The organism is Streptomyces pallidus (ex Mingjun et al. 2026), assembly GCF_051550185.1.
Classification (GTDB): domain Bacteria; phylum Actinomycetota; class Actinomycetes; order Streptomycetales; family Streptomycetaceae; genus Streptomyces.
In genome coordinates, this window is the sequence record NZ_CP196181.1 from 3813395 (window position 1) to 3826835 (window position 13441).

General features: G+C 73.1%; 10 protein-coding genes and 1 pseudogene. 9 read left to right on the forward strand and 2 right to left on the reverse strand.

Annotated features, from left to right (window positions below):
* Window positions 1-27: 27 nt before the first annotated feature.
* A complete protein-coding gene (gene aspS, locus ACSHWO_RS16705) occupies window positions 28-1845 on the reverse strand; it encodes an aspartate--tRNA ligase (protein ID WP_438312800.1) in 1818 nt (605 codons plus the stop codon).
* A 149-nt stretch (window positions 1846-1994) separates the two neighbouring features.
* On the opposite strand from aspS, the gene ACSHWO_RS16710 reads away from it, so the two are divergent.
* The 9 genes and pseudogenes from ACSHWO_RS16710 to ACSHWO_RS16750 all read left to right on the forward strand — a co-directional run bounded on the left by ACSHWO_RS16710 (window position 1995) and on the right by ACSHWO_RS16750 (window position 12221).
* Window positions 1995-4211, forward strand: a complete 2217-nt coding sequence (locus ACSHWO_RS16710) for a SpoIIE family protein phosphatase (RefSeq protein WP_438312803.1) — start codon at window positions 1995-1997, stop codon at window positions 4209-4211.
* Window positions 4212-4286: 75 nt separating this feature from the next.
* Window positions 4287-5357, forward strand: a complete 1071-nt coding sequence (locus ACSHWO_RS16715; protein ID WP_385844349.1) for an AI-2E family transporter — start codon at window positions 4287-4289, stop codon at window positions 5355-5357.
* A 321-nt stretch (window positions 5358-5678) separates the two neighbouring features.
* A complete protein-coding gene (locus ACSHWO_RS16720; RefSeq protein ID WP_361097388.1) occupies window positions 5679-5984 on the forward strand; it encodes a hypothetical protein in 306 nt (101 codons plus the stop codon).
* A 103-nt stretch (window positions 5985-6087) separates the two neighbouring features.
* A complete protein-coding gene (locus tag ACSHWO_RS16725; RefSeq protein WP_438312806.1) occupies window positions 6088-7029 on the forward strand; it encodes a hypothetical protein in 942 nt (313 codons plus the stop codon).
* Window positions 7026-7568 (forward strand): hypothetical protein, encoded by a 543-nt coding sequence (locus ACSHWO_RS16730; RefSeq protein WP_438312808.1) that lies wholly within the window; start codon window positions 7026-7028, stop codon window positions 7566-7568. The genes ACSHWO_RS16725 and ACSHWO_RS16730 overlap by 4 nt, the downstream gene beginning before the upstream one ends.
* Window positions 7569-7617: 49 nt before the next feature.
* The gene (locus ACSHWO_RS16735) at window positions 7618-9159 is read left to right on the forward strand and encodes a peptidoglycan-binding protein (RefSeq protein WP_438312810.1); all 1542 of its coding nucleotides are present in this window, start codon (window positions 7618-7620) and stop codon (window positions 9157-9159) included.
* Window positions 9160-9221: 62 nt separating this feature from the next.
* Window positions 9222-9941: an ABC transporter ATP-binding protein gene (locus ACSHWO_RS16740; protein WP_438312812.1), complete on the forward strand. Its 720-nt coding sequence runs from the start codon at window positions 9222-9224 to the stop codon at window positions 9939-9941.
* The gene (locus ACSHWO_RS16745) at window positions 9938-11227 is read left to right on the forward strand and encodes an ABC transporter permease (RefSeq protein WP_438312814.1); all 1290 of its coding nucleotides are present in this window, start codon (window positions 9938-9940) and stop codon (window positions 11225-11227) included. The genes ACSHWO_RS16740 and ACSHWO_RS16745 overlap by 4 nt, the downstream gene beginning before the upstream one ends.
* Before the next feature lie 59 nt (window positions 11228-11286).
* Window positions 11287-12221: pseudogene (locus ACSHWO_RS16750) on the forward strand (IS5 family transposase).
* Between the two features lie 72 nt (window positions 12222-12293).
* On the opposite strand, the gene ACSHWO_RS16755 reads toward ACSHWO_RS16750, so the two are convergent.
* Window positions 12294-13280, reverse strand: a complete 987-nt coding sequence (locus ACSHWO_RS16755; RefSeq protein ID WP_385844330.1) for a pirin family protein — start codon at window positions 13278-13280, stop codon at window positions 12294-12296.
* Between the last annotated feature and the right edge of the window lie 161 nt (window positions 13281-13441).

Genomic DNA, 13441 nt, shown 5'->3' on the forward strand with positions numbered 1-13441 from the left:
GGCACGTCAGGTCACCGCAGCGGTGCGTTACCGCGAGGCGTCCGGGTGGACGGCCTCCGCGATCGGCTTGGCGTCCACCGGCTTCGCCTCCACCGGCTTGCGCAGCGCGATGTTCAGCTCGCGCAGGCGGGACTCCTCCAGGACGGTGGGCGCGCCCATCATCAGGTCCTGCGCGTTGCCGTTCAGCGGGAACGCGATGGTCTCGCGGATGTTCGGCTCGTCGGCGAGCAGCATCACGATGCGGTCCACGCCCGGGGCGATGCCACCGTGCGGCGGGGCGCCGAGGCGGAAGGCGCGCAGCATGCCGGCGAACTCCCGCTCGACGGTCTCGGCGTCGTAGCCGGCGATCTCGAAGGCCTTCAGCATGACCTCGGGCTCGTGGTTGCGGATGGCGCCGGAGGACAGCTCGATGCCGTTGCAGACGATGTCGTACTGCCAGGCCAGGATGTCGAGCGGGTCCTTCTCCTCCAGGTCCTTCATGCCGCCCTGCGGCATGGAGAAGGGGTTGTGCGAGAAGTCGATCTTGCCGGTCTCCTCGTCCTTCTCGTACATCGGGAAGTCGACGATCCAGCAGAACCGGAAGACGTTCTCCTCGAAGTGGCCGGCGCGCTTGGCGGCCTCGACCCGGACCGGGCCCATGATCTTCGAGACCTCGTCGAACTCGCCGGCGCCGAAGAACACGGCGTGGCCGGCGGCCAGGCCCAGGCGCTCGGTGAGGACCTTGACGTTCTCCTCGGTGAGGAACTTGGCGATCGGGCCGGTCAGCGTGCCGTCCTCGCCGACGCGGACCCAGGCCAGGCCCTTGGCGCCGAGCGAGACGGCGTAGTCGCCGAGGCCGTCGAAGAACTTGCGCGGCTGGGCGGCGGTGTCCGGGACCGGCAGGGCGCGGACGTGCTTGCCGGCGAACGCCTTGAACTCCGACCCCTCGAACACGTCGGTGATGTCGACGAGCTCCAGCTTGGCGCGCAGGTCGGGCTTGTCGTTGCCGTACTTCAGCATCGACTCGCGGAACGGGATCCGCGGGAAGGGGGAGGTGACCTCGCGGCCGCCGCCGAACTCGGTGAAGAGCTCGGTCATCAGCTTCTCGATCGGCTGGAAGACGTCCTCCTGCTCGACGAAGGACATCTCGACGTCGAGCTGGTAGAACTCGCCCGGCGAACGGTCGGCGCGGGCGTCCTCGTCGCGGAAACAGGGCGCGATCTGGAAGTACCGGTCGAAGCCGGAGATCATCAGCAGCTGCTTGAACTGCTGCGGGGCCTGCGGCAGCGCGTAGAACTTGCCGGGGTTCAGGCGGGACGGGACGACGAAGTCGCGCGCGCCCTCGGGGGAGGTCGCGGTGAGGATCGGGGTCGCCATCTCGTTGAAGCCGAGGGCCACCATCTTGTGGCGGATCGCGGCGATCACGGCCGAGCGCAGCATGATGTTGCGGTGCATGCGCTCGCGGCGCAGGTCGAGGAAGCGGTACTCCAGGCGCCGCTCCTCGTTCACACCGTCGTCGGTGTTGATGGTGAAGGGCAGCGGGGCGGCCGCGCCCAGCACCTCGACCTCGGCGGCCTCGATCTCGATCTCGCCGGTGGGCAGGTCGGGGTTGACGTTCTCGGTGCCGCGGGAGACGACCTTGCCGTCGACGCGGACGACGGTCTCCTTGGAGAGCTTGTCCAGGACGGCGGCGGCGGCGGTGCCGGGACGGGCGACGAGCTGCGTGATGCCGTAGTGGTCGCGCAGATCGATGAAGAGGATGCCGCCCAGGTCTCGACGATTGTGCAGCCAGCCGCTCAGCCGGACGTCGGTGTTGACGTCAGAGGCGCGGAGCTCGCCGCAGGTGTGGGACCTGTACCGATGCATCAGTCATCCAGTTCTTCGCGATACCAGGGTGGATTCAACCCTCCCAAGGTTACCGTCCGGGACGGCGGCCGCGCTGGCGCGCCCGGCGGGCTCCGCGAACGGGCACGTCTCGGCGATTGGTCCCGGCGACGACCTGTAAAGATGACCGGGTGCGCACCGAGGACGTCCTGGCCGCCATCGCGACGGGCCTGTGGCGATGGGACAACGCTTCCGGGAAGGTCAGCCTCGACGGCGAGGCCGCCCGGCTGCTCGGGCTGCCCGCCGAGCCGGCCGTGCTGCAGGAGGCGGCCGTGCGGTCCCGGTTCCACCCGGTGGACTGGAACGAGGTCAACGGCATCGTCAACCTGGCGGTGGCCGAGGGCACCCTCGCCGAGGCCCGGCTGCGGATCATGGACGGGGACGGGCGGGTCCTGCGGACCGTGCGCAGCCGCTCCAAGCCGGTGCAGAGCCGCTCCGGCGACGGCCGCCTCGCCTACGAGCTGATCGGCACCATCCAGGAGATCGCCGAGCCCCAGCCCGGCACCACCGCCGCCCACACCACCGTCACCGGCGACTGGCGGCGCTCCCGCGAGGCGTTCCTGCTGGACGCGGGGCGGGCGCTGGCCGAGGCCCGGTCGACGGCCGAGGTGCTGCGGGTCGCCGCCTCGCTGTCGATGCCCGGCTTCAGCCCCGACGGGCTGGCCGTCTTCGGGGTGGCCGGGGACCGGCTGTCGGTCATCGGCCACCACGGGCACGGGCCGGGGGACGAGGGCCCCTTCGCGGACATGCGGCTGGACACCGACTATCCGGCGGCGGAGGTCGTCCGCACCGGCCGGGCGATCTACCTGCCCACCCCCGAGGACTACCGGCGGCGCTTCCCGGCGACCTGGCCGCTGGCCCAGCGCTTCGGCCGGGCCTCCTGGGCCTTCGTGCCGCTGGTCGTGGCCGGGCGCACCATGGGCGCCTGGCTGGCCGCGTTCAAGCACCCCGTGTCCTTCTCGCCGGACGAGCGGTCCGTGCTGACCACGGTGGCCCGGATGCTGGCCCAGGCGCTGCAGCGGGCCGGGGTAGCCGAGTCGGAGCGGGAGCTGACGACCGGGCTCCAGCGGTCGATGATGCCGACGCTTGGCCCGGACATCCCCGGCATGCAGATCGCCGCGCGGTACGTGCCGACCGGCGGCGGGCTCCAGGTGGGCGGGGACTGGTACGACGTGATCCCGCTGCCGTCGGGCCGGTTCGCGCTGGTCATCGGGGACGTGCAGGGGCACGACGTACGGGCCGCCGGGCTGATGGGCCAGCTGCGGATCGCGGTGCGCGCGTACGCCTCGGAGGGCCACCGCCCGGATGCCGTGCTCTCCCGGGCCTCCCGGTTCCTGGCCGGACTGGGCTCCGCGGCGCAGGGCACCGGCTCGTACGGCGGCCCGGACTCCGGGCCCGATCCCGACCCGGACGGCGACGCCGACGCGGGCTTCGACTTCCGGAGCCCGCGCTTCGCGACCTGCCTGTACGTGGAGTGCGATCCGGAGACCGGGTCGCTGGAGGTGGCCCGGGCCGGGCATCCCGACCCGGCGATCCGGATGACGGACGGCACCGTGCTGATGCGGCCGACCGCCGGGGGCCTGCCGCTGGGCATCATCCCCGACACCGACTACCCGACGACCCGGTTCACCCTGGAGCCGGGCGAGACGATGCTGCTGTGCACCGACGGGCTGATCGAGACCGGCGGTCACGACCTGGACACGGGTTGGGCGAGGCTGCGGGCGGTCCTGGAGTCCGGGACGCACGGGACGCAGGCGGCTCACGGGACGGACAGCCTGGAGAAGCTGGCCGACCTGCTGGTGCAGGCCGTGCACGGGCCGTCCTCGCACCACACCACCGGCCCGCTCGCCGACCGGCGCGAGGACGACATAGCGCTCGTCCTGCTGTGCCGGGAGGGCGCGGGCCGCGGCCGCGGGGCCCCGCTGCGGCACCCGGCCCGCCCCGCGCGCCGCACGGTGCTGACCGTGGCGCAGGCGGAGCCGGCCCGCATCGCGGGCGCGCGCCGGCAGATCCGGGAACTGCTGCACGACTGGGCGGACCCCGAGCAGGTGGACTCGGCGGTGCTGATGGTCTCCGAGATGGTGACCAACGTGCTCGTCCACACCGACGGCGACGCGCTGCTGGTCGCGGAGGCGGTGGGCGAGCCGGGCGGGCGCAGGCTGCGGATCGAGGTGGCGGACTCCAGCGACGAGCTGCCGCACGTGCGGCATCCGGGCGAGATGGCGTCGAGCGGCCGCGGTGTGCTGCTGATGGAGATGCTGGCGGACGCGTGGGGCGTCGACCCGCGCGGCGAGGGCAAGTCGATCTGGTTCGAGCTGCACGAGCGGTCGACGCCGGAGTCCGGCTGACGCGCGGTCGAAGCCGTTGGCGGGGCTGGCAGCGGTCGGCGCCGGAGTCCGGCCGGCGCGTGGTTGGATGGCCGCGTGCCCAGCTCCTCCCTGCTGCCCGAGCCCGCACGCCGCCTCGCCGCCTGGTGCGTGGTCGTCCTCCTCGTCACCGGTGTGGCCGCGGTCGGGGTCTGGCTGTGCATCGTCTTCAAGGCCGCCGTCACCCCGGTCCTCCTCGCCCTCCTCGGCACGGCCCTGCTGGGGCCGCTGCACCGGCGGCTGGTCCGGATGAAGGTCAACCCCTCGCTCGCCGCGGCGCTCACCTGCCTGGCCGTGCTCGCGGTGGCCGGTGGGGCCACGTACATCGTCGTCTCGGCGCTCCTCAACACCGGCGACCAGATCGTCAGCGCCCTACGGCGGGCCGGCGAGGACCTCGCCGAGCACTTCGGTGCCGCCGGGACCTCCCTGGAGGACCTGGCCTCCCACGCCAAGGACCTCCTCGCCAAGTTCGGCGGGACGGCCGCCTCCGGAGTCATCGCCGGCCTCAGCGTCGTCGCCGAGGTGATGGCCATGGCCGCCCTCGCCCTGCTGCTGATGTTCTTCTTCCTGCGCGACGCCCAACGGGTCGCCGAGGCCCTGCACGGGCTCGGCCCCCACGGCAGGGGCGAGGTCGTCGAGGCGATGGCCAGGCGCGCCTTCGACGCCGTCGAGGGCTTCATGCGCGGCACCACCTTCATCGCCCTGATCGACGCCGTCCTCATCACCGTGGGCCTGCTGGTGCTCCAGGTGCCCGGCGCGGTCGGGCTCGGCGCCCTGGTCTTCCTCGGCGCGTACATCCCGTACCTGGGCGCCTTCCTGTCCGGCGCGCTGGCCGTCCTCGTCGCGTTCGCCGACCGGGGCTGGGTCATCGGCCTGTGGGTCGTCGCCCTCGTGGTCGCCGTACAGCTGGTGGAGGGCCACTTCCTCCAGCCGGTGGTCCAGAGCCGGACCGTGCAGATGCACCCGGCGGTGGTCATGCTGGCCATCACCGCCGGTGCCAGCGTGGCCGGGATCCTCGGGATGCTGCTCTCGGTGCCCCTGGCCGCGGCCGCGTTCGGCATGGTGTCGGAGCTGCGGGCGCGCCGTCCGGGAAGCCGGCGCGGCGAGCGGCCGGAGCAAGACGAGTAGCGGGTGTTTCCGGACAACCGCGAAGCGGTTCCCGATCATCCATTCGCGGAGGAGCCTGGGCTGCCGATTTCCCCCTGCCCGCGTTTTCCAGCGCAAACACCGAAAGGGACCTGAAGACTCCGTGGAATCGGTCGACCGATCCGATACGGAGCATTCAGGCTGCTCTCGGCCACGCGGCCGAAACCCCCTGGTACGGGATTGCCGTTCGTGCCATCGTCTTTCACTGGACCGGGGGGCCCAGCTCAGTGCTTGCCGCTGACGGCGGTACTGGCTTTTCCTCTCGGCTGCACCACGACGTGTCCGCTCAGAAGAGGAGACAGCGTGCGCAAGGCAGCAAGGTTCACCGCGGTGGCACTCTCCGCCGCCGCGATCGCTCTGGGATCCGTGACCGTCGCCCACGCCGGCGACTACACCGAGGACGGGGTGCGGATCCGTTCCAACTCCACCACCTCGTCCGCGACCCTGGGCCTCGGCTACAGGAGCCACACGATCACGCCCATCTGCTACAAGTCGGGCACCGTGATCAACGGCAACCAGTGGTGGGACAAGCACCGCAACAACAACACCAGCGTCACGGGCTACAGCTCGATGACCCTGCTCAGCAAGTGGGCCGCGAACCACTGCTGATCGGTGCTCGGAACCACCCGGGGCCGGGACCGCTGGAATCGGTCCCGGCCCCGGGTGTGCCGGGCAGTGTACGACCACCAGTCCCACCATCGAAAGGCTGATCGTGCACCACGCACGCCAACGGCTGCCCCTGGTCCTGACCGCCGCCGTCGCGGTGGCGGTCGCGGCGCTCGGCGCCTGCAGCGGCCCGTCGACGGACAAGACGGGCGGGGCGGCCTCGGCCGGGGGCGAGCCGCCGGTGAAGGTCACCCCGCAGCCCGACCCGGCGAACGCGGCCCTCCCCCTGGACGCCTACGGTTTCGACAAGAGCCAGCAGAAAGTACTACAGCAGGCGCAGGACATCCTTACCGAGGCCTGTATGCGCCGCATCGGATTCGCCTCCTTCAAGAATTCGAGTACGTACGTCGCCGACCCGGACACCCGCCGGAGCACGAGCGGAATCGGCCTCGTGGACGCCGAATCGGCAAAGAAATATGGTTATCGCACGGGCGAATTGCCGAAACGTGAGGCGGGCGCCGCGGCGCAGCGCGATCCGAGCGAAACGGCCGCCCTGTTCGGCCCGCAGGACGGCGCCCCCGCCCACCCGGGCGCCCCGGAGGGCGGCTGCGCGGGCGAGGCCGCCCGCAAGCTCTACCCGAAGGGCACCAAGGGCGGCTCCGCGACCCCGGCCGGTAACGGCCTGGTCGACGAGCTCACGCAGCAGGCCGGCGACCGGGCGCGCGGCGACAGTCGGGTCACCGCGGCCATCGCCCAGTGGAGCTCCTGCATGCGCGACGCGGGGTTCCAGGTGAAGACGCCCTGGGAGCTCCAGCAGATGGAGGGCACCCGCTGGACCGGGCCGGTCACCAGCGAGGAGATCACCGCCGCGACGACGGACGTGTCCTGCAAGCAGAGGACGAAGCTCTCCGACACCTGGACCGCCGTCCTGACCGCCTACCAGAACGGCCTGGTCGAGAAGCACAAACAGGACCTGGACCAGGAGAAGAAGCACCTCGGCGAGCAGGTGGCGTTCGCCGAGAAGGTCCTCAAGGACGGCGCGGCATGAGGCTGCGGCTGGCGGCGTGCGCCCTGTCCGCCGCCGGGGCGGCCCTGGCGGCCGCCCTGGTCGCCGGGTGCGACACCACCCCGGCGCCCTCCACCGCGGCGGGCACGACGGCGGTCGCGGCGTCCGCGCTGCAGCCACCGAGCCCCGAGGTACGGCAGGCGTACGACACCTACTGGGCGACCTGGCTCGCGGCGAACCGCACGCCCGACCCCCAGGACCCGGCCATCGAACGGGTCGCCACGGGGAACCAGTTGCAGGAGCTGCGCGACAACCTGGCGCATTCCAGATCCGCGGGACAGGTCCTCCTCGGCGAGGTGGGCCACCGGATCGACGGAGTGGAGAGCCCCGGGCCCCGGTCGCTGGTGCTGCACGACTGCGTGGACCTGGACCGCTGGTTGATCCACGACGCCAGGACCGGCGAGCGCATCGACCAACTGGAGGACAAGCCCTCGCAGATGGGCGCCTTCACGCTGACCCGGGACAGCGACGGCGGCCCGTGGCGGGTGAGTTCCCTCCAGGTGATCGGCGAGAACTGCTGAGCGACGAAACGGGTTTCACGTGAAACATCAAGAGCCGCCGGAGCCGGTCGTGGCGGACGAGCCCCACGAGGCGCCTGCCTCGGTGGACGAACCCGACGAGGCCCCTGCCTCGGTGCACGAACCCGACGAGGCCCCTGCCTCGGTGCACGAACCCGACGAGGCAGGGGCCTCCCTGGGCCGTCGGCGCCGCATCCTGACCTGGGTCGTCGCCGGCGCCGTCGCCCTGACCGGGGCGGGCATCGCGGTCGCCGCCACCATCCGCTCCCCCGCCCAGGTCGCCGCCGACGCCGCCCCGCCGCCGGCCTCGGTGCTCGCCGACCGGGTCGAGCGGCGGGTGCTCACCTCCTCCGTGGTCGTCCGCGGCACGGTCGCCGCCGAGCAGACGCTGGCCGTGTCCCCGGGCGCGGGGGCCGCCGCGGCCGCCGGCACGGGCGGCAAGCCCGTGGTCACGCGGATCAACAAGCAGCCCGGGGCGTCCGTCCAGGCGGGCGAGGTGCTGGTCGAGGTGTCGGGGCGGCCCGTGTTCGCGCTGGCCGGCGCCCTACCGGTGTACCGGGACCTGAAGCCGGGCGCCACCGGCAAGGACGTGGGGCAGCTCCAGGAGGGACTCAAGGCGCTCGGGCACCCCACCGGCAAGGACCCGGCGGCCACCTACGGCGCCGGCACCAAGGCGGCGGTCACCGCGCTCTACGCCGCGCTGGGCCACACGCCCCGCCCCGCCGACCCCGGCGACGCGGAGAAGCTCCAGGCCGCGGAGGACGCGGCCGACACCGCGCAGCGGCAGGTCACCACGGCCAAGGCCGCCCTCGCCAAGGCCAAGTCGGGCGCCGGCGCGGACACCGCGGAGGCGCAGCAGCAGCTCGCCTTCGCCCAGGCCGACCTGGTCAAGGCCTCCAGCCGGCTGGAGGCGGCCCGGTCGGCCTCCGGTCCGATGGTCCCGGCGGACGAGCTCGTGTTCGTCAAGGGCTTCCCGGCGCGCGTGGACGCGGTCAAGGCGGCGGTGGGCGAGCCGGCCCCGGAGGGTCTCCTGACGCTGTCCGCGGGGGCGCCGGTGATCCGCTCCTCCCTCCCGGCCCATCAGAAGGACCTGGTCAAGGCCGGGATGAAGGTGGAGGTGCTGTCGGAGGCCACCGGGCTGACCGCCACCGGGACCGTCGCCTCGGTGGCCACCGCCCCGACCCCGGCGACCGGCGGATCAGGGGCGTCCGGGCCCGGGGCGGGCGCCCCGGACGGGGCCGGCTCCGGCGGTGGCGCCCCGGGCGGGGCCGCGGACGCCGGCGGGTACGCCCTGACGGTCACCCCGGACCAGACGCTCGACGCCCGGCTCTCGGGGCAGGGCGTGCGGCTGACGGTGACCGCCGCCTCCTCGGGCGAACCGGTCCTGGTCGTGCCGCTGTCCGCGGTGTCGGCGGGGGCCGACGGGCGGACCACGGTCACGGTGCTCGGCAAGGACCCCGCCGCGGCGGGCGAGCGGCGGCGCGTCGAGGTCCGGGCGGGGATGTCCGCCGACGGGATGGTCCAGGTCGAGCCGGTCGGCGGCGGTGCGCTCGCCGACGGGGACCGGGTCCTGGTCGCCCAGGCGAAGCCGTGACCGCGGCCGGACCCGCCCGAGGCCCTTCGGACGCGGACCGTTCGGACCCGGGCACCGCTGCCGTGGGGGATCCCGCCGCCGCGCAGGCCCTCGCCGCGGGTCCTGCGCCGGTCGTCCGGTTCGAGGGCGTCGGCCTCACCTACCCCGGCCCGCCGCCCGTCGAGGCACTGCGGCCCTGCGCGCTGACGGTGGAGCGCGGCGAGTACGTCACCGTCGTCGGCCCCTCGGGCTCCGGGAAGTCGACGTTCCTGAACGTCGCCGGCCTGATCGACGCCCCCACCGCCGGCCGCTACCTGCTCGACGGCATCGACACCGGTGCCCTGCGCGACCGCGACCGCACGGCCCTGCGCGGGCAGCGCATCGGATTCGTCTTCCAGTCCTTCCACCTGCTGCCGCACCGCAGTGCCCTGGAGAACGTCCTCCTCGCGATGGTCTACAACGGCGTCCCGCGCGGACAGCGCGCCGGCCGGGCCCGTACGGCACTGGAGCGGGTCGGCCTCGGCCACCGCAGCGGCCATCTGCCGACCCGGATGTCCGGCGGCGAGCGCCAGCGCGTGGCCATCGCCCGCGCGCTGGTCTCCGAGCCCTCGCTGCTGCTGTGCGACGAGCCGACCGGCAACCTGGACACGGCGACCGCCGGCGCCGTCCTGGCCCTGCTGGACGAGCTGCACGCCGACGGGCTGACCCTGCTGGTCATCACGCACGACCCGCACGTCGCGGCGCGGGGCCGGCGCACGGTGGCCATCCGCGACGGGGTGCTGAGCGAGGTGGTCCCGACATGAGGTGGCCCCGCGGGGGCACCGGCCGGTGGCGCGGGAGACGCGGCACGGACGGCGCGACCCCCGCCGTCGTCCCGTCCCGGCTGTCGGCGCGGGACCTGCTGTCCGAGGCGCTCGCCGGAATGCTCCAGCGGCCCGCCCGCTCGGCGCTCACGGGCCTCGGCACGGTCCTCGGCGTCGGCACGTTCGTGGCGATCCTGGGCCTGACGGCCACCGCGTCCTCGCAGATCGACGGCCGCTTCAACGCCATGACGGCCACCGAGGTCAGTGTCCGCGACACCGCGGGCGGCGGGGACCCGCAGCTCGCCCGGCAGGTGCCCAACGCCTTCCCCGAGGACGCCGACGCCCGGGCGGGCGCCCTCAACGGGGTCAGCGCGGCCGGGGTGTTCTGGCCGGTGCCGCTCGGCACGACGACCGTACGGTCCGCTCCGGTCGCCGGGGCCACGGGGGAGCGGATCCCGGTCGTCGCCGCCTCCCCCGGCATGCTGCGCGCCGCCGGGCTCTCCCTCGGCGCCGGCCGGGCCTACGACTCCTTCCACGACGGGCGCGCCGAGCAGGTCGCGGTGGTGGGCTCGGCGATGGCGGCCCGGCTGGGCATCACCACCCTGGAGAGCCGCCCCGCGGTGTTCATCGGCGACCACCCGTTCACCGTGATCGGCATCGCGGACGGCGCCGAGCGCAGGCCGGACCTGCTGCTGTCGGTGGTCGTGCCCCGGGGCACCGCGGAACGCCTGTGGGGGCCGCCCGACAACGCCCAGCGGGCCGCGATGCTGGTGGTGACCGAGCTGGGCGCGGCCCGGCAGGTGGCCTCCGAGCTGCCGTTGGCGCTGCGCCCGGACCACCCCGACTGGCTGGCCCCGGCGCCGCCGCCGGACCCGCGGACGCTGCGCACCGCGGTGACCTCCGACCTGGACCAGCTGTTCCTGCTGCTGGCCGCGATCTGCCTGGTCATCGGGGCGGTGGGGATCGCGAACACCACGCTCGTCGCCGTCCTGGAGCGGACCGGGGAGATCGGGCTGCGCCGGGCCCTGGGGGCGCGCGGGCGGCACATCACCGCCCAGTTCCTGGCTGAGTCGGCCGCGCAGGGCACGGTCGGCGGCCTGGTGGGCACCACGCTGGGCACCCTGACGGTGGTCGGGGTGTCCGCGCTGCGCGACTGGACCCCGGTGATGTCACCGCTGACGGTCGCCGTGGCGCCGCTGATCGGTCTCGTCACCGGGGTCCTCGCCGGGCTGTACCCGGCCTGGCGGGCGTCCCGCACGCAGCCCGCCGAGGCGTTGCGCCGCTAGGTTCTGTTTCCTGGATCTCCTGACGTGATCACGTTGTCGAGTTCATGCTGGCCAGCATGGTGGGGCGAGGAGATCTGACGAATGCGGAGTGGGAACGGCTGGAGCCGTTCCTGCCCCGTGGTGGGGCACGTGGTGGCCGGTGGAGCGAGCACCGGAGGGTCATTAACGGGGTGCTGTTCCGGGTGCGGACCGGTGTGCCGTGGCGGGATCTGCCGGAACGGTTCGGGCCGTGGGAGACCGTCTACAAGCGGCATCGCCGCTGGTCGGCCGATGGCACCTGGCAGTTGCTGCTGACGCGGGTGCAAGCCGCCGAGAACTCCGCGGACGGGATCGACTGGGCCGTGTCGGTGGACTCCACTACGACGCGAGCCCACCAGCACGCGGCTGGCGCGCGGAAGGCGGCCCCGCCGCCGGTTGCTCCTCAAAAGGGGGCCCGCAGCGGGGCAAACCAGGGCGATCCAGTGTTGCGGAGGCTGTCTGCCCGGCTGGCGGAGGTGGTGAGGCAGGCGAGTGCTTAGGGCGCTCGCGAGGCGGCTTTACCACGAAGATCCACCTGTCCGCCGACGGGCGATGCCGCCCGCTCTCGCTGGTCCTCACGCCCGGACAGTGCGGGGACAGCCCGCAGTTCGAGGCCGTGCTGGAGAAGATCTACGTGCCTTGCCCCGGGCCGGGCAGGCCCCGCACCCGGCCTGACAGTGTCAGCGCTGACAAGGCCTACAGCTCCCGCAGCAACCGCCGCTATCTGCGGAAACGTAAGATCCGGCACACCATTCCCGAGCCCAAGGACCAGCGCGCCAACCGCCGCAGACGAGGCTCTGCCGGCGGACGGCCCACCGGGTTCGACAAGGACCGGTACAAGAAACGCAACGTCGTCGAGCGGGCGATCAACCGCCTCAAGAACTTCAGGGCAGTCGCCACCCGCTACGACAAACGCGCCTACGTCTACCTCGGAACGGTCACTCTGGCAGCCCTCACCATCTGGCTCCGCACCTGATCCAGGAAACAGAACCTAGGCCGCCTCCTTCCGGAGACGGCCCGGCGCTCCCGCCCGACGGCGGTAGCCGGGTCAGGAGTGCTGCTCCGCGGTGCTCGTGCGCTCCCGGGCGGTGGTGGGGATGGTGCCCAGTCGGCCCGCCTGGAAGTCGTCGAACGCCTGCTGGAGCTCCTGGCGGCTGTTCATGACGAACGGCCCGTAGTGCGCCATGGGCTCCCGGATCGGGCGACCGCCCAGCAGGACGATCTCCAGGTCCGGGGTGTGGGAGTCCTGGGAGGCCTCCGCCCGGAAGGTGAGGGAGCCGCCCTCGCCGAACACCGCCGTCTGGCCGGTCTCGATCGGCCGCCGGTCGGTGCCGACGCTGCCGCGCCCGGCCATGACGTATGCGAGCGCGTTGAAGTCCTCGCGCCAGGGCAGGGTGATCTGGGCGCCGGGCCGGACCGTCGCGTGGATCATCGTGATCGGGGTGTGGGTGATGCCCGGGCCGCTGTGGCCGTCGATCTCACCGGCGATCACGCGGAGCAGGGCGCCGCCGTCGGGGGTGGTCAGCAGCTTGACCTTGCCGCCGCCGATGTCCTGGTAGCGCGGGGGCATCATCTTGTCGGAGGCCGGCAGGTTCACCCACAGCTGGAGGCCGTGGAAGAGCCCGCCGCTGACGACGAGGGACTCCGGCGGGGCCTCGATGTGGAGCAGGCCCGCGCCGGCGGTCATCCACTGGGTGTCACCGCCGTTGATGACTCCGCCGCCGCCGTTGCTGTCCTGGTGGACGAAGGTTCCGTCGATCAGGTACGTGACCGTCTCGAAGCCGCGGTGCGGGTGCCAGGGGGTGCCCTTGGGCTCGCCCGGCGCGTACTCCACCTCGCCCATCTGGTCCATCATGATGAACGGGTCGAGGTGGCGGTAGTTGATGCCGGCGAAGGCGCGGCGGACCGGGAAGCCCTCGCCCTCGAAGCCACCCGGCGCGGTCACGACGGCCAGCACCTTGCGGGCGGCGGTCTCCTGGGACGGCTCTGCGACGCGGGGGAGCGTCAACGGGTTCTCGACAGTCACTGCAGGCATGGTCGGCCTCCTTCTGCTCCGAGTTTAGTTGAAACTCGAACTTTCTGCCACCCGCCTCAACGGAACCGGCCCCGGGGACATTCCCCGGGGCCGCGCTGCGCCGCCCACGCCGGTCGGATCGCCGGCCGGTCGGCCGGTCAGGGCCCGATGCGGACCGAGTT

Coding starts and splice junctions, on each gene's coding strand:
- aspS (WP_438312800.1), bottom strand. CDS start 1,845: ATGCATCGGTACAGGTCCCACACCTGCGGCGAGCTCCGCGCCTCTGAC.
- ACSHWO_RS16730 (WP_438312808.1), top strand. CDS start 7,026: ATGAGGCTGCGGCTGGCGGCGTGCGCCCTGTCCGCCGCCGGGGCGGCC.
- ACSHWO_RS16745 (WP_438312814.1), top strand. CDS start 9,938: ATGAGGTGGCCCCGCGGGGGCACCGGCCGGTGGCGCGGGAGACGCGGC.
- ACSHWO_RS16755 (WP_385844330.1), bottom strand. CDS start 13,280: ATGCCTGCAGTGACTGTCGAGAACCCGTTGACGCTCCCCCGCGTCGCA.